20 protein-coding genes are annotated in these 20,848 nt (G+C 40.8%); 9 read left to right on the top strand and 11 right to left on the bottom strand.

Annotated features, from left to right (window positions below; genetic code table 11):
- The 4 genes from AACU33_RS15560 to AACU33_RS15545 all read right to left on the bottom strand — a co-directional run bounded on the left by AACU33_RS15560 (window position 1) and on the right by AACU33_RS15545 (window position 5,035).
- Window positions 1–303: a protealysin inhibitor emfourin gene (locus AACU33_RS15560; RefSeq protein WP_096589548.1), complete on the bottom strand. Its 303-nt coding sequence runs from the start codon at window positions 301–303 to the stop codon at window positions 1–3.
- A gap of 205 nt (window positions 304–508) precedes the next feature.
- Window positions 509–1,813 carry a hypothetical protein gene (locus AACU33_RS15555; RefSeq protein ID WP_096589547.1) on the bottom strand — a complete coding sequence of 435 codons (1,305 nt, stop codon included), beginning with the start codon at window positions 1,811–1,813 and terminating at the stop codon, window positions 509–511.
- A gap of 162 nt (window positions 1,814–1,975) precedes the next feature.
- A complete protein-coding gene (locus AACU33_RS15550; RefSeq protein WP_096589546.1) occupies window positions 1,976–3,046 on the bottom strand; it encodes a M4 family metallopeptidase in 1,071 nt (356 codons plus the stop codon).
- A 72-nt stretch (window positions 3,047–3,118) separates the two neighbouring features.
- On the bottom strand, window positions 3,119–5,035 hold the full coding sequence (locus AACU33_RS15545) for a M20/M25/M40 family metallo-hydrolase (RefSeq protein WP_096589545.1): 1,917 nt from the start codon (window positions 5,033–5,035) through the stop codon (window positions 3,119–3,121).
- A 405-nt stretch (window positions 5,036–5,440) separates the two neighbouring features.
- Between AACU33_RS15545 and AACU33_RS15540 the strand changes: the two genes are divergently transcribed.
- A complete protein-coding gene (locus AACU33_RS15540) occupies window positions 5,441–5,572 on the top strand; it encodes a hypothetical protein (RefSeq protein WP_339376046.1) in 132 nt (43 codons plus the stop codon).
- A 335-nt stretch (window positions 5,573–5,907) separates the two neighbouring features.
- Window positions 5,908–6,930 carry a spore photoproduct lyase family protein gene (locus AACU33_RS15535; RefSeq protein WP_096595269.1) on the top strand — a complete coding sequence of 341 codons (1,023 nt, stop codon included), beginning with the start codon at window positions 5,908–5,910 and terminating at the stop codon, window positions 6,928–6,930.
- 313 nt (window positions 6,931–7,243) lie between these two features.
- Here the strand turns inward: AACU33_RS15535 and AACU33_RS15530 are convergent, their stop codons facing one another.
- Entirely contained in the window at window positions 7,244–8,425 is a 1,182-nt protein-coding gene (locus AACU33_RS15530; protein WP_096589544.1) for a family 10 glycosylhydrolase, read from the bottom strand.
- A 576-nt stretch (window positions 8,426–9,001) separates the two neighbouring features.
- On the opposite strand from AACU33_RS15530, the gene AACU33_RS15525 reads away from it, so the two are divergent.
- Window positions 9,002–10,720 (top strand): ankyrin repeat domain-containing protein, encoded by a 1,719-nt coding sequence (locus AACU33_RS15525; protein WP_339376045.1) that lies wholly within the window; start codon window positions 9,002–9,004, stop codon window positions 10,718–10,720.
- A gap of 121 nt (window positions 10,721–10,841) precedes the next feature.
- Here AACU33_RS15525 and AACU33_RS15520 read toward each other — a convergent pair whose 3' ends face one another.
- Entirely contained in the window at window positions 10,842–11,348 is a 507-nt protein-coding gene (locus AACU33_RS15520; protein WP_096589542.1) for a GNAT family N-acetyltransferase, read from the bottom strand.
- Complete coding sequence (locus AACU33_RS15515; protein WP_096589541.1) at window positions 11,345–11,857, bottom strand: GNAT family N-acetyltransferase; 513 nt, start codon at window positions 11,855–11,857, stop codon at window positions 11,345–11,347. The genes AACU33_RS15520 and AACU33_RS15515 overlap by 4 nt, the downstream gene beginning before the upstream one ends.
- Before the next feature lie 24 nt (window positions 11,858–11,881).
- On the opposite strand from AACU33_RS15515, the gene AACU33_RS15510 reads away from it, so the two are divergent.
- Window positions 11,882–12,769 carry an isopenicillin N synthase family dioxygenase gene (locus AACU33_RS15510; RefSeq protein WP_096589540.1) on the top strand — a complete coding sequence of 296 codons (888 nt, stop codon included), beginning with the start codon at window positions 11,882–11,884 and terminating at the stop codon, window positions 12,767–12,769.
- Entirely contained in the window at window positions 12,769–13,911 is a 1,143-nt protein-coding gene (locus AACU33_RS15505; protein ID WP_096589539.1) for an NAD(P)/FAD-dependent oxidoreductase, read from the top strand. The genes AACU33_RS15510 and AACU33_RS15505 overlap by 1 nt, the downstream gene beginning before the upstream one ends.
- Here AACU33_RS15505 and AACU33_RS15500 read toward each other — a convergent pair.
- Window positions 13,908–14,678 carry a hypothetical protein gene (locus AACU33_RS15500; protein ID WP_096589538.1) on the bottom strand — a complete coding sequence of 257 codons (771 nt, stop codon included), beginning with the start codon at window positions 14,676–14,678 and terminating at the stop codon, window positions 13,908–13,910. The two genes, AACU33_RS15505 and AACU33_RS15500, sit on opposite strands and share 4 nt — an antisense overlap.
- Before the next feature lie 4 nt (window positions 14,679–14,682).
- Entirely contained in the window at window positions 14,683–15,501 is an 819-nt protein-coding gene (locus AACU33_RS15495; RefSeq protein ID WP_339376044.1) for a pentapeptide repeat-containing protein, read from the bottom strand.
- Window positions 15,502–15,622: 121 nt separating this feature from the next.
- Between AACU33_RS15495 and AACU33_RS15490 the strand changes: the two genes are divergently transcribed.
- The 4 genes from AACU33_RS15490 to AACU33_RS15475 all read left to right on the top strand — a co-directional run bounded on the left by AACU33_RS15490 (window position 15,623) and on the right by AACU33_RS15475 (window position 18,176).
- A complete protein-coding gene (locus AACU33_RS15490) occupies window positions 15,623–16,516 on the top strand; it encodes a class I SAM-dependent methyltransferase (protein WP_339376043.1) in 894 nt (297 codons plus the stop codon).
- Between the two features lie 55 nt (window positions 16,517–16,571).
- Window positions 16,572–16,913, top strand: a complete 342-nt coding sequence (locus AACU33_RS15485) for a DUF6717 family protein (protein ID WP_339376042.1) — start codon at window positions 16,572–16,574, stop codon at window positions 16,911–16,913.
- 222 nt (window positions 16,914–17,135) lie between these two features.
- Window positions 17,136–17,504, top strand: coding sequence for a hypothetical protein (locus AACU33_RS15480; protein WP_096589536.1), 369 nt, complete (start codon window positions 17,136–17,138; stop codon window positions 17,502–17,504).
- Between the two features lie 93 nt (window positions 17,505–17,597).
- Window positions 17,598–18,176, top strand: a complete 579-nt coding sequence (locus AACU33_RS15475; RefSeq protein WP_096589535.1) for a hypothetical protein — start codon at window positions 17,598–17,600, stop codon at window positions 18,174–18,176.
- A gap of 63 nt (window positions 18,177–18,239) precedes the next feature.
- Here AACU33_RS15475 and AACU33_RS15470 read toward each other — a convergent pair whose 3' ends face one another.
- Both AACU33_RS15470 and AACU33_RS15465 read right to left on the bottom strand, forming a co-directional pair.
- On the bottom strand, window positions 18,240–18,479 hold the full coding sequence (locus AACU33_RS15470; RefSeq protein WP_096589534.1) for a hypothetical protein: 240 nt from the start codon (window positions 18,477–18,479) through the stop codon (window positions 18,240–18,242).
- A 78-nt stretch (window positions 18,480–18,557) separates the two neighbouring features.
- Window positions 18,558–20,621: a hypothetical protein gene (locus AACU33_RS15465; RefSeq protein WP_339376041.1), complete on the bottom strand. Its 2,064-nt coding sequence runs from the start codon at window positions 20,619–20,621 to the stop codon at window positions 18,558–18,560.
- Window positions 20,622–20,848 lie beyond the last annotated feature (227 nt).

Here is a 20,848-nt window from a genome sequence, read left to right as displayed (position 1 = left end):
TCATCTTAGTGGCATTGGCTTCGCACAACCTTGCAGATATTTCAGCAGTGGTTGGGCATTTTCAGGTAAGCTTAGGTCATCAAATGAAACAGTGGGAGCGCCTTCATTAGTTTCAATGGTGATTTTGTAGTTCAACAAATCGCGAGCCTGTGGCGTGCTTTTACTTTGAGCGTGGAGAATACCGCTTTGTTCGACTAATGATTTTAACTTAGCGGCTTCGTCCGCAGGGAGCGAGTCTGTATCCAGTTCGCAACCCCTGATTAAGCCTGCGTAACCTCCTGACTGAGAAAACTTAACTTTCATGCTTGGGTAAACCTCATTGATTGGCAAATAGGTAAGCAAAAGAAGAACGAAAGATAAAAGATATAAAGTTAAATGCTTCATACTACCGTTTGGGAAGCTGCTCTGTAGCCAACTAAATACCTGATACTTCATACTTCACACTCTTTCCTTACCTCTTGCCATCCTCTTGAAGATACAGCCTCAGTTTATTTTTTACACCTTCAGCTTACTTGCCAGTTTTCCCATTTAAGTCAGAAGCTTGCGATCTATATTGGGGGTGTTGCATCGTACCGCAAGAACAATGACGACTGGCATACATACCAAAGTGAGACAAATCAATAGGGCCAGCAAAGGCTTTTGTCCCTAAAACTTCTCGAAACTCAAAGTTTTTCTGCACAAACTTAGCACAATCTTCCTCGCCATCTGCCTTAGCAATTTCAATCATGGCGTTGGCTACATCTGCAAAAGTAGCACGAGTATCAGGTGCTTGAATGATAGCACGCAGCACAAGTCCAGCAATGTATTTGCCAGTTTGATAGAGAACTTCGGCGCTATCTCGTACACGCGGATCTCTGCGTGAGGTGAATAAATCTGCCAAAGTGTCAAAAACCCCTCCTGTAAATACCTGGGACACATCATGCACCTCAGGAGTAACATCGCTGAGTTTTAGGTCATTATCTGCATTTCGTAACCCATTGCTACTGTTAATAGCCAATCCAAATTCTTCTGCCAGGGCTGCTACTATATTCTTTTGATGTAAATCCGCCTTTGTCTCGGCCACAATATACTCGACCAAATCCATCTGAGACAGAATCAAGAAGATGGAGGTCAAATCGCCGAATGATTCATGTAGTCCTCCTGTTTGTGCTGGTGCATTCCAAGAGAGCCATTTAGGTTTTAATGAATCTAAAACTGCGTGTCCAGTTTCGTGAGCGACAATATCTAAGGAACGACAAGTAAAGACTTTCTCTATTAAACCTGAGCTTTGGGAAGGATTGAAATAGAAAAATTTTAAAGCTTTTTCCTGACGACTGTAGTATGCATTCTCCGTTTCTCCGGCATGGGGATAAACTTTGATAACTTCCGCGTTACCATCTTTATTCCACTGCCAATCCAGCTTTTTGTTTAACACTCTTTGGTACATTGTGAGTACTTGACGGACGATGGTATAAGTATGTACCGCGTCAAAAGCTTCAGCATTGCTAGCAGGATTTAATAGAAAATCTCGATTTGCATCCGCAGCCACAGGAGCAATACCCTCAATACTAATTTGGGAGTCACTAGGGCCATCGTTGACTTGGGTGTGAATGTAAACAGTTCTTGGCAGTTCAATCCCTTTCACGGAAGGGTCTTGCTTCCAAATCCGCAGACGCGAACCTAATACAGGTGGATCTAGTTGTGGAGGCAGTTCCAGCATTTTTTCTGCCACAGCACGCACGTATCCCTTTTGAGCAGCAACCTGATGGAACTCTTCAGCTTTAGATGCAGTTGATTTAGTTTCTGTTGATTTAGTTTCGGATTTAGTTGTCATAGTCATTCTCCTAAATATGGTGAATTTAGTTGCCAAGTACTACGACCCACACCTTTGGATTGTGCGAGTATGTCACTTGTTCAAACCTGTTGATTCCTCAATGGAAAAATCTGTCGTTGAAAGCGATATGTCTTCGTCAAGAACCTGGTATTCTCTTTTTCCTTAAACCGAGATACCAACAGCATCCCATGCCTTTTTCACTGCTTGTTGTTCCAAACTATCGCTACCAAACATTGCACCAGCAACTTGGTACGTCATCGAGGCTGCTTCTTGAAAATTACTATTCTGGTTGAGATTTTTTAGTGTTTGATACCAAATTGGCCCGACTTTCTCCCATGAGTATCCACCTAGTTCTATCGCCGTTAGATAGAAGGCATGATTAGGAATACCAGAGTTGATATGCACGCCACGACTATCATTATCCCCTGTGTATTTGTCTTTTATGTGTTTGGGCTGGGGATCTGTTCCTAAAATTGCATCCTTTTCATAAGCTTTTTCGGCTTTAAAGGTTCGGATGGACTTTGCTTGCACTTTAGGCCCGACAATAGCATCGCCCATCAACCAGTCGGCTTCAGTGACATCTTGCTTGAGATACCACTGTTTAACTAAAGCACTCATCGCATCAGCAAAGTGTTCGTTCAATGCTCCTGATTCATCCCAATATTCTAAGTTACTGGTAAATTGAACTACTCCATGCGTTAACTCGTGGGCAACTACGTCTAAGGCTTTGCTAAATCTGGTAAAGACAATTTCATCTCCATCGCCATAAATCATCTGTTGTCCATTCCAAAAGGCGTTATCGTAATTTCTGCCAAAATGAACGCTGGAGATTAAGGTCATGCCCTTATCATCTAATGAGTTGCGGTTGAAAACTTCCTGATAAAAATCGTAAGTAATTCCAGAGTAATCGTAGGCTTCATTCACAGCATCATCAATAACTGGAGAGTCACCCTCAGAACGGACGAGTTTCCCTGGAAGCATCCTTTCCCACCGCCAATGATTGACATCGTAGACAAGACGATGCTTTGTTCCGGCTGGTGAAGGTGTTGCTGCTAACATTGCTACCTTGGCAAAGGTATTTCGTTTAGTCCGAGATGCAACTGAATGTTTGATAGCATCAATAGCGAGGTTGCGAATTTCCGGATCGTCGGATTCCACCAAGCGATCTAAAACATGGGGCGGAACGAAGCAATGTAAAGGATTGTGGCAACAGTGGTGGTGAAAAGTATGCATATTACTCCTACTGTTTTGTAAACAGATAGTTATGAGTGTTAACTGTATGTATCAGCAAACCCCGATCGAGTTTTAAATGTTGGCAGTTACCCAAGCTGCTGCCGCGATCGCACGGGCAATATCAGCCGCATATTCTGGATCGACAAAGGTATCGGTTTTCATGTGGTAGTTGGGATTGGCTTCGGCAGCAGGTGAATCTAACAGAGGGCCTGCAAAGAAATCCTCAGAAACCACGCAGGCAGCGTAGCCTCGCTCGTGAAAACTGGCATGGTCGCTTCTGCCTTCTGCTGGGTCTCTGTCTCTGTTTAACCAGCCTGTACTGAAGTAAATTTGCAATGGCTGAAGTTCTTTGGATATTTGTTGTGTCACCTTGCCCAGGCGTTCTGCAAGTACCAAAGACCTGTTTTGTACGTCTAGTGAAGGCAAATAGCCGACATGAGCCTCAAAAGAACGCGGTGGATTGACGTTATAGCCAATCATATCCATTTGGTAGACGGCAACAATCGGAGCTGCGATCGCCGCTTGTCCCCTTGCGTAGGCTTTACTCCCAATCAAACCATGTTCTTCTGCATTAAACAGCACAAAACGAATTGAGCGCTTGGGCGGTTTAATCGCAGCTAATTCTTTCATTACACTCGCTATAGCCAAAACTGCCGCCACACCACTAGCATCATCATCTCTACCGGGGGCAAAATCTGTTTGCGGCTCGAAGCGATCGCTGAAGGCGGCGGTAGAATCTAAATGTGCAGTAATCAGCACAAGTTCATCAGATTCGCTACCTTGCAATTGGGCTTCGACATTATGTAAAAGCCGACCTTCATGAATGAATGGATACAACCTAACAGTCAAGCTGTCGCCGCCTATCTTCATGAAATCCCTGGCCAGAGTTTCTGTTGCCACCGCATTATCGGGATGTTGAATATGCCGACTTTTAATCTTGATACCTGCTGCATCTAGCGGTTTGATGCCACTGTAACGATCGAGGTAAATATTAATGACTTCTGGAGTAATTTTGCTGAAATGCTCCAATTCTTCAGGGGTTAAAGATGGCTCCATTTCGGGTATTTCTAAAAACTTTGCAGTTCTTTGGTTGTTTCCCTCGCCAAATGGTTCGAGCAAACTCATATCCGGCAGTAATTTGAGATTATGTCCGTGATAAGCTTCCTCAAAGTGATATCCCTCAACCGTTTGTCCCGCAGGTAAGGCCACATATAGTCCTTCAGTTGAAGAAGACAATACCCATTGAGATTGTTCCTCTTGAGTGAAGAAATGGCTGGAATGTCCTTCAGCAGCCAAAAAACCAGTGCGAGTTTGGCGATCGTCTCGTAGAAGATACAATTCTGATGCCAGAGGCTGATCTTCTACGCCAAGGCGATCTACTTCAAATCCCAAATCGTCAAGTCTGGCAGCTACCCCTGTAGAAGCGATCGCGTAAACTTTGTTTCCTTGTGAGCCAGTCACATACAATGGCACCACAGGCAACATTCTCAGCACTGGCCGCCATGCTTGTTCGTTCTGTTCGCTGGAAACGGCAATCCTGATATATCTTAAATGGCTGCCATTTAATACTTCTAAAATTAAACAAGGATGCGGCGCTACTCGCCAGCCTGCTTCGATTGCATAACTGCGCTCCTGACTATCCTCTCCCACAAATAGACATTGTTGCGGTTCGTTAGCGTTACCTGCTTGACGTGCTGCACGCTCAAATATTTCCGAGGAGTCTTTTGCACCATAAATGAGTAGATTGGGGTCGAAAAAGTCATAAATTTGACTTGTTTGCAACACCCTTTTCACGTTTTCGGGTGTATCGTCGCCGATATTCGAGATAATCCCGAGGCGAAGATTGCGATCGCGTAACTGCTGCAATATCTCTGGCACATACGGGTAAACATCCAAACCTTCAAGACGATAGGGAAAAGGTGAAATTCTCGGACTACCAAGAGTTGCACCAATGTCAAAAAAGATTGCAGGCTGTGCGGTTTCACTCATGATTTCACCTGGCAAAGACTTACACTATTAACCAAAAAAACATTGTGTGATTTCTATGCTTTGCTAAAAGGAAAGGCTAGAGAGCTATCCTACTAAATTCTTAATTAGTGTCAGTAAAACGAATGTCTGCACTTTCTCAAATACGAATGTGCATAGCTGCTAATTTTATGAATTTTATCTGTGCAGAACTACAAACCGACAGAACAGCATTTATATGCATATTAGCAGCATTAATAAATTTACGATCCTAGTTAAGCTTAAAAAATTCTTGAGAATCGACGAGACTTTTGGCAAGTATCAAAACTGTAGCTCTTCCACGTCAATCGCTATAACGGTTAGCCACTGCGTATATACAGATAATTATGCACTCTAAATGTCTGCAATAGATATCAATCAACCACTGGGTTGCTGTGTGGAAGGCGGGTAGGCGATCGTTCGGTTCCTGTACTGGTTGCTAAACACTACCGCGAACCTAAGCGGCTGAGACTTCCGCTACGCGATCGTGGTGAGGGAAACTACTACTTTTTAATTCAGTAATATCCGCTTATCGATCGGCTAGAAATTCTCGACTCTGATTTTAAAATAGAGTTATAGCACTCAAATCTCTGTTTTAAAAACACCAAAGAACTCAAAGACAGCGAAAAACAGAGAAACGCAAAATTTCGCTACTATTTAGTAATGCTATGAGTGACAAAATTTCCTTTCAATTCAATAACTTGGTAGCAATTAATTTTCCGAACAGCTAATTTCATAAGCTCAAGAGAACTAATTGCAAATATCAGATACAAAGATAACGCACAGGATTTTTATTGAATAACATGAAAGACCTTATATCAAAAACAGACCAACTAACACAAACAACAAAGTTGTGGATGCCTCAACAGGTCATGTTTACTCCTGCTGCTTTAGATGAGCCTTGGGGACAGAAGATTTTTGAGCGCGTACAATCGTTGAACTTACCAATAATAGAGTTACCGCGTAACCGCCTGACTGGCTTGCGTGGAGAAAATGAACGCGAAACTTATAATATTGCCAAGCGTACCCTTGCAGTCGTTACTGCACCGCCTAGCCAATTTAAGCTTAGTCCTATCCCACCCTCGGCTGACTGGCAATTTCACATTGCTGAGGGTTGCCCAGCACACTGCCAATATTGTTACTTGGCTGGAAGTTTATCTGGGCCGCCAGTAATTCGCACTTATGCTAACTTACCGCAAATCTTAGAGAACTTAAGTGCCTATGAACGGCCAGAACAACTCACAACTTATGAGGTTAGTTGCTACACTGACCCACTAGGTATTGAGCATTTGACAGGTAGCCTTGCCGAGTGTATTCGTTACTTTGGCACTCGTAAAAATGCAAATTTACGCTGGGTATCCAAGTTTGATGCAGTAGATAGCTTACTCGATTTACCTCATAACGGTAACACTCGCTGCCGGATGAGTGTCAATGCTGCACCTGTCTCCGGAAGGTTTGAAGGCGGCACAGCAAGCGTAGCATCACGGCTGAAAGCGTTGCGTAAGTTAGCTTTACCACGAGATAAAGGTGGTGGTTGCTATCCTATAGGATTGGTTATTGCACCGATTATGCCCATAGATGATTGGCAAATCCACTACAGTAGATTATTTGACTCAATTAGCGAAGCCCTCGATTTCAAGTGTGATTTGACTTTTGAGCTAATTTCGCACCGCTTTACACCAGGCTCAAAAGAAGTTTTACAAAGTTGGTATCCGCAATCCAAACTAGACATGGATGAGGACAAACGCCGTATCAAGCGTAATAAGTTTGGCGGGATTAAGTATGTTTATGATACTGACACAACCAACACAATGAAACGCTTTTTTGAGACAGAAATTCAAAATCGCTTTCCAAATGCGAAGATTTTATATTGGACTTAAGTAAGTCGGTGAGAAAAAACCAAACTATGTAAAGAAAAGTCAAATCTCTGTATTTGGCTCGTAGTTGCGCTTTAGCGCTTCAGTGCTACTACAAACAAGTGATGATTATTTGCACCGGCTTACTTAGTTTTTGGTATGTTGAAAATCTAGAAGTGGCTACTATATTCAACATACTTTAACGAACGCGCTCAAAATCATTAAATGAAGATGATTGCTTTACCTGTATGTCTTTAATTCGGTAACTGAGTTAAGTATTTTCAGGTAAAGCATAATTAATTATTCGCAGTTTAATAGTATGCTTAATTAACTGCTTCTAGTTCTCACTTTGTGTCAAGCTTTTTAATTGAGAAGCTGTTTCTTCTGGTCTTCCAGATAGAGGAAAAACTAAAATACTTTTAATGCGATCGTTATCTACTAATTCCTTCAAACGATATAGTTGTTTATCGGTAATAGCAACTCCGGCATAATTTTTGGCATAATTTAATTCTTCTTGGAAATTCGCCTCATTATAAGCTTGGATAAACACTCGATCCACATTCCAATTTTGCCAATCAGCCGCAAAATATCGTTTAGCCCAATAAGGATTATGATGACAAATATCAAAGCTAACGTTTGAGTTAGCTTTTTTCATTGCAGTTATCATTTGTTGTAAAAATTTAGTTAGGTTAGCAGTGCGGTCAACTTTACCGGGTAATTCCGCATAATAACCGAGATAATCATCCCATTGAACTGCATCAATCTTGGGATATTTTTGCACGAACTCTACTAAGATATTTTGGAAAAAACTAGCAACTTCAGGAATCTGCACATCAAGGACATAATGATCGATACCAACGTAGGTTTTATCTACTCCAGGGACAATCCAGCTTTTAGAAGTTGCTAAATCATAAATGGGACTATTTTTATCTATCTTAATGCCCTTTTCAAAATAAGCATGAACTTGCATTCCCTGTTTGTGTGCTTCATCAATCAACCAATCTAACCATTTGTCTTGAAACTGATTAGGACAACTTTTATATCCTAGAGTTTGCTGCATCACGTCGCTATTGTACATCGTGCAACCATTACCCCAAACACCTTGAATAATTGTATTAATTCCTTGAGAGTGATAGTAACGAACTCTTTCACGAATCGTTTTTTCGTCGGCATTATTGGTAACTTGATAGCGACTCAAATAAATTCCTCTAATTATTTTTTTCTCCCAAGGAGTTGGAGGTAATGGGGGTTTTGGAGGTGTGACTGTTTTTGGTGAATCTTGCTTATTAATCGGATCGGGATTAGAATTGCTTGGTAATGGAGTTGGGATTGAAGACGTTGGACTATGATTCAAAATTGGAATATTTATTTGTTGATTTTTAGGTATAAACTTGCTGATATCGATATTTACCTTGTGGTTGTTAAACCACCAATAACTACCTCCAAAGAATACAATAATTAAAGATATGGGAATATTTGAGCATCCACATCCATTTGGTTTTTGCTTTTGGCTAGGCATAATAATATGATTATTGACTAGTGATTTCGATATATACAAATACGATATAATCCGCTTTCATAAGTGATAATTTTTTAATTACAATCTGCTAAAAACTGTAATAGAAAATTTTTCTAGAGGCGAATATCTAATCTAACACACTGAACCAATCAACTTCTCATTGCGCTTACTAATTGCTGTCGTCCGTGAATTCCTTGTAGGGTTGTGTGCTATGAGCCAAGAATAAAGCTTCCAGCCTTCATAACACAGAACTAAGCCACACAACGAATAAGCCCCAAATATGGCTATGAAACTTTTTGCCGTCTGACCCTACCTACAATACGCTGTAATTTGACCAGGGTAAAAATTATCCTGTAGTATAATATATGTAATTTGTAGTATAATAATTTTATTCACAATCCAATGAACTATTCTCGCTGGAGCAAAATCAGCAAATTTTTTGGTAAATATCTGCAACAGCTACCTAACAAAGTTTGGTTAGTAGATAATGTCGTACCTGAGTATTTATAAAAGATTTGAGTTTTGCTTAAGTACTGTTAATGATAAATTCTCAATTAAAAATTAACTCCAAAAATTATGCAAATTCATATTTATGCACAGCGGGGAGATATTGCAGGAGTCGCACGTGAAATCAGCAATGGTGTTGATATTGATGCTTTAGAAGAGTATTCACAGCAAACACCGTTGATGTGTGCAGTTAGTAGCTCTAATGCAGGTATCGATATGATTGGCTTTCTGTTGGAACATGGCGCGAATGTGAATGCTGTTGAACAAGAATCTCAGCATACTGTACTTGGATTGGCTGTACAATCAGGCAATTTAGATAAAATCCAATTAATTTTGGATGCTGGAGCAGATATAAACTATCAAACATCAAAAGGATATGATGTCTTAATTGATGCTATGCATGGTCGAGATATTTTGCAGGATGAAAACTTGATCTCGACTTTAAATTTACTGATCTCTAAAGGTGCTTCTATCAATGGTAAAAGTAGCTATGGCGAGACTGCTATTAAAGCTGCGGCTCATGTAGGGAGATTTGATGCTGTCAAATTATTATTGAATGCAGGTGCTAACCCAGAGCAACTGGGATGGACTGAATTAATGCACGCTATAGTGTTTGGGAGCGTAGAACAAGTAAAGTTATTGCTAGAACAAAGTGCACAGCAAGATGTGCGTGATAGTTGGCAAAGAACACCTTGGTTGTTGAGCCTTCAGGTAGGTGAACTCGCCAAAGCCAAATTACTCCTAGCGACAGGAGCAAATCTTAACGATACTGGAATTTGCGGAAAAACGCCGTTAATGTATGCCATAGAAAGCGATCGCCCCGACATACTACAATGGCTTATTGCCGAAGGATGCGATATTGAAGCTACTGATGACTTTGGTAACACTGCGTTAATGCTAGCGGCAGAGCGTGGAGCGACCGATTGTGTCAGAATTTTACTAGCAGCTGGCGCAAATTCTAGCAGAAGCGATGATTACGATAACAAAGCTATTAAGATGGCTAGTAATCTGGAAATTGTCAAAATGCTAGTTGCAACTGGTGAAGATTTGAGCGATATTAACGATGATATGCGGCGATCGCTCACTGGAATTGCCAATAACAAATTTTCACTATCACAATTATCACCAGAGCAATATTTTGCTGGTAAACATCCCCGCTTTGGCAAAACAAATCCAGAGTTGATGGACGTACCTTTTTGGCGAGCTATGATTTATGATGGTTGTTCTGCTTATGCAGCCAAAAATCTTTTTAACGATACAGAAAATTGGCAAGATAAAGCATGGTGCTATCAGCGGTTTGGCAGAACAATTACACAATTACCAGATGGTAGAATTGTAGAAATCGGTGGCGAACATGAAGACTACTATGACCCTGATTTTTGTATATATAACGATGTTGTAGTTTATCAAGGTGATGGAAGTTTTCAGATTTTTGGTTATCCCCAAGATGTCTTTAGCCCAACTGATTTCCATTCAGCTACATTAGTGGGAGACTACATCTATATTATTGGTAATTTAGGATATGTGGATACAAGAATTTCAGATGAAACTCCAGTTTATCGATTAAATTGCCACACATCTAAAATAGAAAAACTCGAAACCACTGGTGAGAAACCTGGATGGATTAGTAGCCATAAAGCTTACTACAGAGAACCAGATAAAATTTATATTACTGGCGGTAAATTGTGTGTAATTGATGAAGAAAAATCAGATTATATAGATAATTCAGATGATTACGTCTTGGATTTACTTAACTTAACCTGGAGCCGCACTACTGCAAATAAATAACTTATATAATGAATATGTCATTGCGAGTGAAATGCAGTGGAACGACGCAATCTCAACACTTTTTCAATTGCTTCCCTCCGGTTGCAATTGACTTGTGTTCAAAGGTAAATCATATAAATTATTAAATGCTTTCAAAAGCACGTGGATAAACAACCTTTCCCTTGTATATTTCCTGATAATTTTGTAATGGCTTAACCATGAAATACTCTTCTGGTACTGGGAAAGGTGACTCGATTTCATAATTAACTGATGGCTTAAACCCAAAGCGACTATAGAATTGGGGATGACCTAGAACTATAACTATTGCTTCTTTTCTCGCATTGGCTATTTCTAAACCGGCTTTTACTAATGCGCTACCAATTCCTTGTTTTTGAAAATTTGGTAGAACTGCCATAGGTGCTAAACCAAGTACTTGTAATGTTTCTTCACCTACTAGGTCAATGTAGCTAAATAAAATATGACCAACTACTAAACTTTCAACTTCTGCAACTAAAGAAAGTTTTGGAATATAGCGTTTGGAATGACGAATTTCCTCAATTAATTTAGCTTCGTTTTCTTGCCCAAAGGCTAGGGTATTCACCTCAGCTATTGCTAGATAGTCTTGGACGGTTTCACTACGAATATTCATGATGTTAAACTCAATTCCATAAAAACCCAGTTGGCTCGATATTCTAGAGGAATTTCGGTTTTTTCAAAATATGGTTCAATTTTATAAAAGCCTAGGGAATGATAAAGTAACAATGCAGCTTTAGTAAAGGGTGCGGTGTCTAATCTTAACTTTGTATAACCAATATGACGAGCTTCATTGATAATTGCTAATAATAAATTCCTTCCTATCCCTTTTCTTTGAAACTCAGGTCTGACATACATCCTTTTAACTTCGCCAATACGATCGCCAATGTTTCGCAAGCAAGCACAACCAGCTATTTTATTGTCGTATTTTCCCAAAAGCAAGCGACCTTGTGGTGGTGCAAATTCGTCAAGTTGAGTCATGTATTGTTCTAAAAACTGAGATACATCAAAACTGATACCTAATTCATGAGTAAATATTAAGTTAGACCAGTTAACATATTCTTCCCACAGTTTATATAGATGGGATTGATGTCGCTCGTTATCAAATTGGAGAATTTTTAGCAAACTTTACCCTCGTTTAATCATACAATGGTTGAAATTCCCGTAATTAATTTAGCTGCCTTCAGCCAGGATAATACAACAAAGCAAACTGTAGTTAAAGAAATTTATCAAGCTTGCCATGAAATTGGTTTTATGTACTTGCAAAATCATGGCATATCACAAGAAATAATAGAGCAAGCATTTGCACAAACTCAATCTTTCTTTAATTTACCTTTAGCTGTAAAGCAGCAGCTAGCTTGGAGTGATGAATTTAGCAATACAGGTTATGTTGGCATAGAAAGAGAACGTCTGAATCCTGATAACCCAGGAGATTTGAAAGAGGCATTTAATATAAGTAAACAAGTAAATAGCGGGAATTTGCCTGAGTTTATTTCCCTCGCATTTTATGATGCTTGTACGCAACTAGCTAACACTGTGTTAGAAGCTTTTGCATTGGCGTTGGAACTACCAGAAGACTTTTTCACTTCCAAACACAATCAACAAAATCATACTCTGCGATCGCTCCATTATCCACCGCTAGAAAAAACACCATTACCCGGACAGATACGTGCTGGCGAGCATTCTGATTATGGCAGTATTACTTTACTGTTCCAAGATGATGTTGGCGGGTTAGAAGTGCAAACTACATCGGGGGAATGGATTGCCGCACCGTCTATTCCTGGTACGGTAGTCGTGAATACTGGCGATTTGATGCAACGATGGACAAATCATGTATTTTGCTCCACTAAGCATCGGGTAATGATTCCCAACGACAGCAGGGTGAAAAAGTCGCGTTATTCTATCGCCTTTTTCTGCCATCCTAATAACGATACAGAAATCGCTTGTCTTGAGAGTTGTCGAAATTATCATTCCCCAATTTATCCACCCATCCTTGCGGGAGAATATCTGTTGAGCCGTTTACAAGCAACATACTAATGAAAACTTACGACTGGATTGTTGTTGGTGGGGGAATCACAGGTGCTACACTTGCCTACGAATTAGCCAAAACAGGCTTTGCCGTGCTGTTGTTAGAGCAAGAGGAAACACCACACAACGCAACTCGTTATAGTTATGGTGGGTTAGCTTATTGGTCAGGTACTACACCACTAACTCGCCAACTGTGCGAAGATGCGATCGCTCGTTACCAAATCCTTCCTCAAGAGTTAGACGCCGATATTGAATTTCGCGAACTGGATTTATTACTGACTATCCCCAGCAGTAGAGATCCAGAAAAAACAGCTGCATCTTATGCAAATTTTGCCATTCCCCCCCGATTACTAACAGTTACAGAAGCTTGTGAATTAGAACCACTGCTAAATCGAGATGCAATTTCCGGCGCTTTAACTGTCAAACACGGTCATATTCACCCAGAAAAAACAACACAAGCTTACATTCAAGCTTTTCTACGTGCTGGCGGCGAAATGCAGATAGCTCAAGTTTTGCAGATATTGCCAACTGGGGTAAAAACAACTACCGCAACTTTCTCCAGCGTTAACGTAGCGATCTGTGCGGGTGGACTCAGCCGAGAACTATTAAAATCGGCTGGGATTGCAATCAAAATCTATTTCACCCATGCAGAAATCATTAAAACTCCACCTGTAGATCTGCGGTTAAATACCTTAGTTATGCCAGCAAATCTGCAACGATTTCAACTAGAAGCACAATCAACCCAAGTTGACGAATTATGGAATGAACCAGGTAATCAGCCAGTATCGCCAATTTTAGATGCAGGTGCAATTCAATTTCAAGATGGAAGTTTGCGCTTAGGTCAAATTAGCCGCACGCTTACAGATCCTCATGCTGAAGTCAATTCTCAAGAAAGCGAACAGTGGTTGCGAGATAGTATTGGAAAAGTTTTACCAGCATTAGCCAATTTACCAGGAACTTGGCATCATTGCTTAGTTGCTTTTAGCGCCAATAGTCTGCCTTTAATTGGTGCAATTCCAGAATTTTCAAGCATTCATATTTTTTCTGGTTTCAGTAATCCGTTAGTTCTTGTACCACCTTTAGCACAGCGTTTTGCTAAATTTGTTTCTGGTAAAGAAGATGAAATTATCGCTCAGTTATCTATGAGTTAGCGCATCCGCCTGATAAACTGATTAATTGCGTTGGCAATAGTTTGGCACTCCTGGCGATCGTAGGTAATTGGAGATAAAGAAATTGGTTTGCCTGATATCAATTCTAGTTGCACAAAGTACCTAGGAATTCTAGTCTCTATGGGCATTTGTACTACTTGGGCTTGTTTAACTTCAGTCAGCTTTTTTTGTGTAGTAAATCTACCCCATAATTGATATCGCTTCTCTAATGTCATCTGCCCTGATGTTTTATCAAAATTACAGAATATCTGTTTTGGAATGGCTAGAGATTGGAGAATCATCGCAATTCCAGGCAGAAAGAATACTATTCCTTCAATTAATCCCTCCCAGCGCTCGTCTTCTTGAACCTTCAGCTTAGATTGTTGATGGTTTTTGATAAAAGCGTTGATTTCATCTGCAATTTGGTATTGTTTATCTCTCACAAATACTCTGTGGTTAACTAACTCCACTGATTGAATATTAGAAGTATCTAAGACAACTCCAGTTCCATGTTCTCTGGCGACGCTAGCTTCTTTTATTTGCCCATGAATCAAAGTTGTCTCTGTTCCTGGTAAACCTGTAATTGTTCTTTGACAATTCATTTGCCTAGGTTGAGTTCGCTGACATTCTAATGTGGTAACGTTGCCGTTCACAAGAGCTATACCCAAGCCAATTGCCACAAAAGGAGTGCTAAACAATACTCCCCAGAGCCATTGCCGATTACGATCTTGAAATTTTAATGTAGTTGATGTTTGCTCAATAATATTCATCTATTTATCTTTTGAATTGAGTTAGTACTCGTGCCAACTCATCTGCATGAAAATTACCCTCAGGAGGTTGACGATTTTGCTGCTCTGGTTCCAAATAAAGATATTTACAAGAAACATTCGTAAATTCGTTATGAGATTTAATTACCCAGTTAAAAAGACAGGCTCCCGTTAACACTGCAAGGGAAAAATCTGTATTTTCTAGTTCGGAATAACTAAAATCGGTATCGGTTAAGTTCGCTTTTCTAAAAGATGTTCCGGGATGGCTTTTAATAGATTGGATCGTCCATTGAAAAATCCGGAAGGTGACGATCGCAGAAACAACCGCCATGATTAAAAAGAAAAATCCTTGCGCGCCAGATCCATTATCAAAGCCAGAGAAGCCAATTAAAGCCAGTCCGACTGTGAGTGCGACCATGACTGCAAATAGTATAGCAATGGCTCCAATACCAAAGAAAGTTGTGGTTTGAGGAAAGTTGAAGGCGATACTATCTCTCAGGAAAATCTCAGCCAAAAAACCTAATACTGGAAGCGCACCGACTAAGAAGTTGAAGGCGCGATCGCTCAAAAATAAACTTGATAGATACACGAAAAGCGCAACGCAGCCGCATAAAACCACTGGACTGATTATAGTGCTAGCAACTAACATCCGCACTTGGCGATCGCTCTGTCCTGTTCTGGCATACTGAAAGTTAGCTCCAATTAAGGTTGCGCCTGTAAAATTGCATCCCCGTAAATCTGAACCACTGAAATCTGCTCCAGACAAATCCTGCCCTTTGAAAGAGCGATCGCGCAATATCTGGTTGCTATAGTTCAGGTTGGTCATTGTTGGCTGGTTTTGACAGGAGAAATGGTTATAGTGCGATCGCTAATCTTGCAAGTTAATATTGATACTCAGAAACCCAAGATTATTTTTCATCCACAATGTTAACCACTTTTACCAGCTAGTGCCTACAAGTTTTGCTAGCATTCGATACAAGCGATCGCTAACTCGTGGGGATGATGCAGTGAGTAACCAAGTAGAACTGGATGATTACAAGCAACAGATAGCAGATTGGTATAGCCGTCGGAGTTCCAATTATGATGATGGTGATTGGCATCCGCAAATTGCTCATCGTCTTGTTGAATATGCACAACTTAGAAATGGCCAGCAGATATTGGACATTGCAACTGGAACAGGTCTGGTTGCGATCGAGGCTGCTCAAATTGTCGGGGATGAAGGGAAAGTCATTGGCATAGATATTTCAACTGGGATGCTGGAACAAGCAAAGCGCAAAGTTGAAGCATTGCAGTTAAATAATGTTGAATTTTCCCTAGCAGATGCAGAAGCTCTGAGTTTTCCAGCCAACAGCTTTGACTGTATTTTCTGTTCATCTGCATTAATTTGGATGTCCGATTTAGTAGCTGCGTTAAGGCTTTGGCATCAGTTTCTCAAACCAGGAGGCTTGCTTGGTTTTCATGCATTTGCAGATCGTGCTTTTATTGGCGGAGTAGTTGCACGAAAAGTACTGAAAAAATATGGCAGTTCACTGTTGTTTAATCAGCCAACAGGTAACATTGAACAATGTCATAATTTACTTCAGGTAGCAGGTTTTGAAGTAGTTGATATTCACTCCGAGCAAGATGGCATGTATATCAATTTAGAGCAAGCGCAACAATTGTGGGCTAATAATTTATCTCCAGTTCCCGGTCAGTTTCCCAATCCTCTATTGCAACTTTCTCCTGAAGAATTAACACAAGCTAAAGCTGAATTTGATGCCGAATTGGGAGCATTGCAAACTGAGCAGGGTATTTGGAACGACATCACTATTTTCTATGTGTTTGGACGTAAACCAGAGTAAGAATACCCATCTATAACTAGATCGTTGTTAAAAATTTATTGATATGAACTCAATTATGGTAATCCACCCATACAAATACGATCAAATGTGGGTATTTGACGATGAAAAAGTCGGTTTAGTCAGAGAACCATTTGTAGCAGGTGCAGACAAAATTATCGATCGCTTAGTGGCGAATATTGCAAATGCAGAAGCCGGATTTAGTTTATTGTTTTCTGCTCGCCCATTTCCCGGTTATCAAGTTAAATTTGATTGGCGACGCGAGGAATATGGCGGGAATTGGTACTACAATGCAGAGCTAGACATGGAAGGATGGTTGTGTCCGGCTTTATTTAAGTACTTTAACGAAGCTCCAAAAGAGTTTTATGCTCAATGCAAAGCTGCAAACTCTAATTTCTAACTTGTGAATCAAGTTTTGCCACTCGTAAACCTATTAATCTCAATCAAATTAAGCTAATCTCCCCGTATTTATCCTGTTTTTTCATCTCAATACTTTAAAAATTCTGTAGCTTTACTCAGGCTGATGCATCCGCTGATTGCGTAGGTTAATGAGATGTAGCGAACTCAGTGTTAAACACTATTAGAGTTCTCTACTTCAGGTTAACCCCAAGAGGAAAACTGTATGCGGCAACAGAAAAAAAAGTCACAAGCATTAACCAAAGCTGAACATCGGATTGCAGGATTGCAAGCGATTAACCCTGAACTAGATCTAGGTTATGGGTATACAGTCGCTGATTATAGAACTTTGACTGAGGATTTACGAAATAAAATAGCGGCTTATAATCAAGCACAAATAATGGTGAATATCACAAAGAGTGAATTAGCACAAGCAGAACGGACGTTAAATAATTATTCTGAGTATATGCTGCTGGGTGTTGCGGCTCGCTATGGCAAAGATAGTTCCGAGTATGGAATGGCTGGTGGAACGCGCAAGTCACAACGAAAGAAACGACGTCCAGCAGTAAAGAAAACAGCGATATCTGCGGAGTGATTGCTAGCTGAGAATTTGATAGCATTAACAAAGTGAGCGATCGCCTAAAATAAAAACTAAGCGATCGCACTTCAGCAGATTTGCACAAACACTATGGCAAAGCGTAAAAAAAGCAATCTCCAGTGGATTAAAGAAACGCTTGAATTAAAACCTGACCATCGCTGGGAATCACCTGAAGGCTACAAAATTTTTGTCGCCAATCGCGGGGCTGTTCGCTTCAATGTGCCCCAAAATTGGGTTTTTGAGCCACAAGAAAAATCTTTCAAGTTCCTTGATAAAAAACCGCCTAACGATGATTGCTGTTTGGAAGTATCTTTCAACCAGTTACCGCCTAACGACTGGAGCCTGTTTCCTCTAAAATCTACCTTGAAGAAAATAATGGATGAGGACAGTCGTGACATCATTGAGCGAGGAGAAATCATCACTGTCAAACGCCAAACTGCGCGCATTGTCTGGACAGAGATTAAGTTTATCGACACCCAAGCAGAACCAAGAGAAGCTTTTTCGCGGACTTGCATTGGTTTGGGGTCTAACGTTCAATGCTTAATTACATTTGATTATTGGGCAGATCAAGCAGAGCAGCTAATACCAGTTTGGGATGAAGTAATGCGTAGTCTCACACTAGGGTTGTATATTCGTGACCCCATGACTGGTGTCGCTTTCCCAGATTGACTAAATCTAAGTCGCAAAGCAAAGGGCGGAAAAACCCCGCCCCTATCGATGCATCTGGGATAGTTACTGCTGTCTTTTAATTTCCTGAAGTAACTCCTCATCGGAGTAATTTTCTTGCCATTTATCTTTGAGTTTTAACCGCACAGACTGCGCGCCGCCACTGGGAGTACAAACAACCCAATACTTATTTGGTTCGTCTTTGACTTGCGCTGCATCTTCAGCTTCTGCTTTATCAGAAATACCTGAAAATGCTTGAACACAAGTCCACGTAATACCATCTGAATCTTGAATTTCTCTTTCCATGTCTGTTGTAAAAAAAAGTAGGAACTAGGGAGTGAGAAGGAAATATTACCTTGCCCTCCCCTTTTGCGATCGCTTTTTTTAACGCGAACTAGGCAGAACTTCTGGGCGATCGTCTAAACTCAGAAGGAATTGAATTAAATCTGTCTGTTCTTGAGTAGTGAAGCCTGCTTTGGTATCTACCCAGTAAGCGTGTCCGCTACCATCGACGTTAGATTGTTGCAAATCTGGATGGGCTTGGTTAGCTGCAACTGTCACCTCACGCAGATTGCGATCGAGTAACACCCGCAAGCTGGCTTCTGGATCGGGTAAAATATTTTGCATTAATGTACCAGCCATCCCCAATTGGTCGGGTTTAGCTACCACAAATTCTCCGTTCTGTTCGTTTTGCTTGAGTGCTTCAGCGCTAGCAGCCACACCGCCATCATGTAAATAAGGCGCAGTTAAATACAAGCCAATTAGACTTGGTACTTTATAACCACCAGCTGGATTATTCATTGCAAAAGCTAACTGTTGTGCTTTTTGCGGCGTAATATCTGTAGGAACATCCAACACGGGAGGATTAGATGGTAAAGGAACAGACACGCTGTTGGGGTAGGTTTGCGCGTTGGTGAAGTTTTGAGCGAATACTGCTAATGTGGGGGCGCGTGATGGTTGAGTGCCAATTTCGTTTTGCGCAATTACATCATGATTAGTAAAGTAGCGTCCGCTATGACACTCAATGCAGCCAGCGCGAGTAAATACAGCCGCACCTTTTTCTAAAGTAGCAACATCGCTAATTTCAATTGGTGGTGGTGCGAGAGTATTTTGCCAAGCCGACATTCCATTTAACTGGTCGCCAACGGGGTAGCCTGGAGAAGATGCCATTAACCCATCTAACATAAACGGCGAACCTTTGGGATATCCAGGCATCCGAATTACTTCATTAATAGCAGGTTCTCCAGGGGTGGGGTCAATTTTGTCAAAAAATTCTGATGGTTGTGCGCCTTCGGGTAATCTAAACGCTGGATTCGCAGCATTTTGCAGAATTACGCCTAAATAGGTTTCTTTATCAATTCCTAGTGTAGATTGACTCGCATCAGCGCCATTTGTTGCGTCTGAGTTGGTGGCGTGAACGTTGCTATTTAAAGTAGTTAAACCATGAAACCAACCCACTGCGGAATGACCACTCCAACCATAAGGCCAAGCATCAAAAGTATAAGATGAGGGAGTTTGTGAGGGATTGTTGACTAGAGTGCCAGTAGAATCAAAGTTTCCTGGCGGCCAAGTTAAGAATTTGGCATCAACTGCATCTTCTACGGCTTTAACATCTGGTAAGCGGGACTCTTCACCATCAGCATTAATGTAAGTATGTTGTCCTGCCGGAAATTGTGTAGGATTCACATCTGTTTGGCGAAACATGGCTGCGGAATTAGTAGCAAATGCCAGAACCAAGCCTGTATTCAGGTCATTATTGGGTGCGCCTTCTAAGATGCGTCCGCTTTCCCTATCAACTGTGGCATGACATAAAGCGCAAGTAATACCAAATCTCAGCTTACCTTTAGTTAAGCTGGCACGCATACCCAAGGGGACAAGGGAATTGGCGGGTACGTCTAAACCTGTATTCAACAATGTGCCTGCTTTGAAAGTGCGTCCCCCAATAGTTACATCTTCATTGATGGGGATTTGCAAATTAGTTGTATGCTTACCTCCTAATTTTGCGATCGCCTGACCCACTGTTACCAAATTAATCGGGCCGTTCAGCGCTCCTACCACATCGGTTTGGAAGATTTCATTGCCAAAGGTTTCTGAATAAAAAGTATCTCGTCCCAGTTTTAAGGTTTCTTCTGTGACAGCAAACGCACCATTTTCTGGGGATAGTTGTTTGCTTCCCGCTTCTGTTTGCAATAACCTTGTAGCTTCTTCTTTATTAATGGCGTACCCCAACACATCATAAGAACCGATTTCCTGTGGTGCAACTTGTGTTACGAGTGTAAAAGTTTTGTCTAGGCTGGGAGTTTTACCTAAGACAATTTCTAATCTGTAAGCGAAGAAACTAACAATAATAATTAAAAATAACAGGATGCCAATAGTCCGCCATCGATTTTTTTGAGGCTCAATTTTTGGCGGATTGGCATCTACCGTAATATTTGGGTCAGTTTTCATGGCTCGATTTTACTCAATGCAGTTACATTGAAGCGAAGCATGAAAATAAAAGCTTCATCCTTACAGATGATGTCAAGTTAAGTAAAGGTGTAATTTTTGGGTAAAAAGGTTTAATTTTAGGGTTGTCAAGCTTGCAATGGTATGAGACTATTACTTAATTCACAAATATCCCTCACCCTTAAAACCCTTGTCATTACCCAGATATTTTCAATCTCTCGCTTCGTTGT

Source organism: Calothrix sp. NIES-2098, from assembly GCF_963875125.1.
Taxonomy (GTDB): domain Bacteria; phylum Cyanobacteriota; class Cyanobacteriia; order Cyanobacteriales; family Nostocaceae; genus Aulosira.
The sequence above is the reverse complement of the archived record's forward strand: the minus strand, read 5'-3'. Positions and strand labels throughout refer to the sequence as shown.

Bases quoted from the DNA above. Each gene is read 5' to 3' on its own strand.
- AACU33_RS15555 (WP_096589547.1), bottom strand. From the start codon at position 1,813: ATGACAACTAAATCCGAAACTAAATCAACAGAAACTAAATCAACTGCA.
- AACU33_RS15510 (WP_096589540.1), top strand. From the start codon at position 11,882: ATGGTTGAAATTCCCGTAATTAATTTAGCTGCCTTCAGCCAGGATAAT.
- AACU33_RS15470 (WP_096589534.1), bottom strand. From the start codon at position 18,479: ATGGAAAGAGAAATTCAAGATTCAGATGGTATTACGTGGACTTGTGTT.
- AACU33_RS15475 (WP_096589535.1), top strand. From the start codon at position 17,598: ATGGCAAAGCGTAAAAAAAGCAATCTCCAGTGGATTAAAGAAACGCTT.
- AACU33_RS15495 (WP_339376044.1), bottom strand. From the start codon at position 15,501: ATGACCAACCTGAACTATAGCAACCAGATATTGCGCGATCGCTCTTTC.
- AACU33_RS15530 (WP_096589544.1), bottom strand. From the start codon at position 8,425: ATGCCTAGCCAAAAGCAAAAACCAAATGGATGTGGATGCTCAAATATT.
- AACU33_RS15550 (WP_096589546.1), bottom strand. From the start codon at position 3,046: ATGCATACTTTTCACCACCACTGTTGCCACAATCCTTTACATTGCTTC.
- AACU33_RS15480 (WP_096589536.1), top strand. From the start codon at position 17,136: ATGCGGCAACAGAAAAAAAAGTCACAAGCATTAACCAAAGCTGAACAT.
- AACU33_RS15560 (WP_096589548.1), bottom strand. From the start codon at position 303: ATGAAAGTTAAGTTTTCTCAGTCAGGAGGTTACGCAGGCTTAATCAGG.
- AACU33_RS15545 (WP_096589545.1), bottom strand. From the start codon at position 5,035: ATGAGTGAAACCGCACAGCCTGCAATCTTTTTTGACATTGGTGCAACT.
- AACU33_RS15485 (WP_339376042.1), top strand. From the start codon at position 16,572: ATGGTAATCCACCCATACAAATACGATCAAATGTGGGTATTTGACGAT.
- AACU33_RS15500 (WP_096589538.1), bottom strand. From the start codon at position 14,678: ATGAATATTATTGAGCAAACATCAACTACATTAAAATTTCAAGATCGT.
- AACU33_RS15525 (WP_339376045.1), top strand. From the start codon at position 9,002: ATGCAAATTCATATTTATGCACAGCGGGGAGATATTGCAGGAGTCGCA.
- AACU33_RS15535 (WP_096595269.1), top strand. From the start codon at position 5,908: ATGCCTCAACAGGTCATGTTTACTCCTGCTGCTTTAGATGAGCCTTGG.
- AACU33_RS15465 (WP_339376041.1), bottom strand. From the start codon at position 20,621: ATGAAAACTGACCCAAATATTACGGTAGATGCCAATCCGCCAAAAATT.
- AACU33_RS15520 (WP_096589542.1), bottom strand. From the start codon at position 11,348: ATGAATATTCGTAGTGAAACCGTCCAAGACTATCTAGCAATAGCTGAG.
- AACU33_RS15505 (WP_096589539.1), top strand. From the start codon at position 12,769: ATGAAAACTTACGACTGGATTGTTGTTGGTGGGGGAATCACAGGTGCT.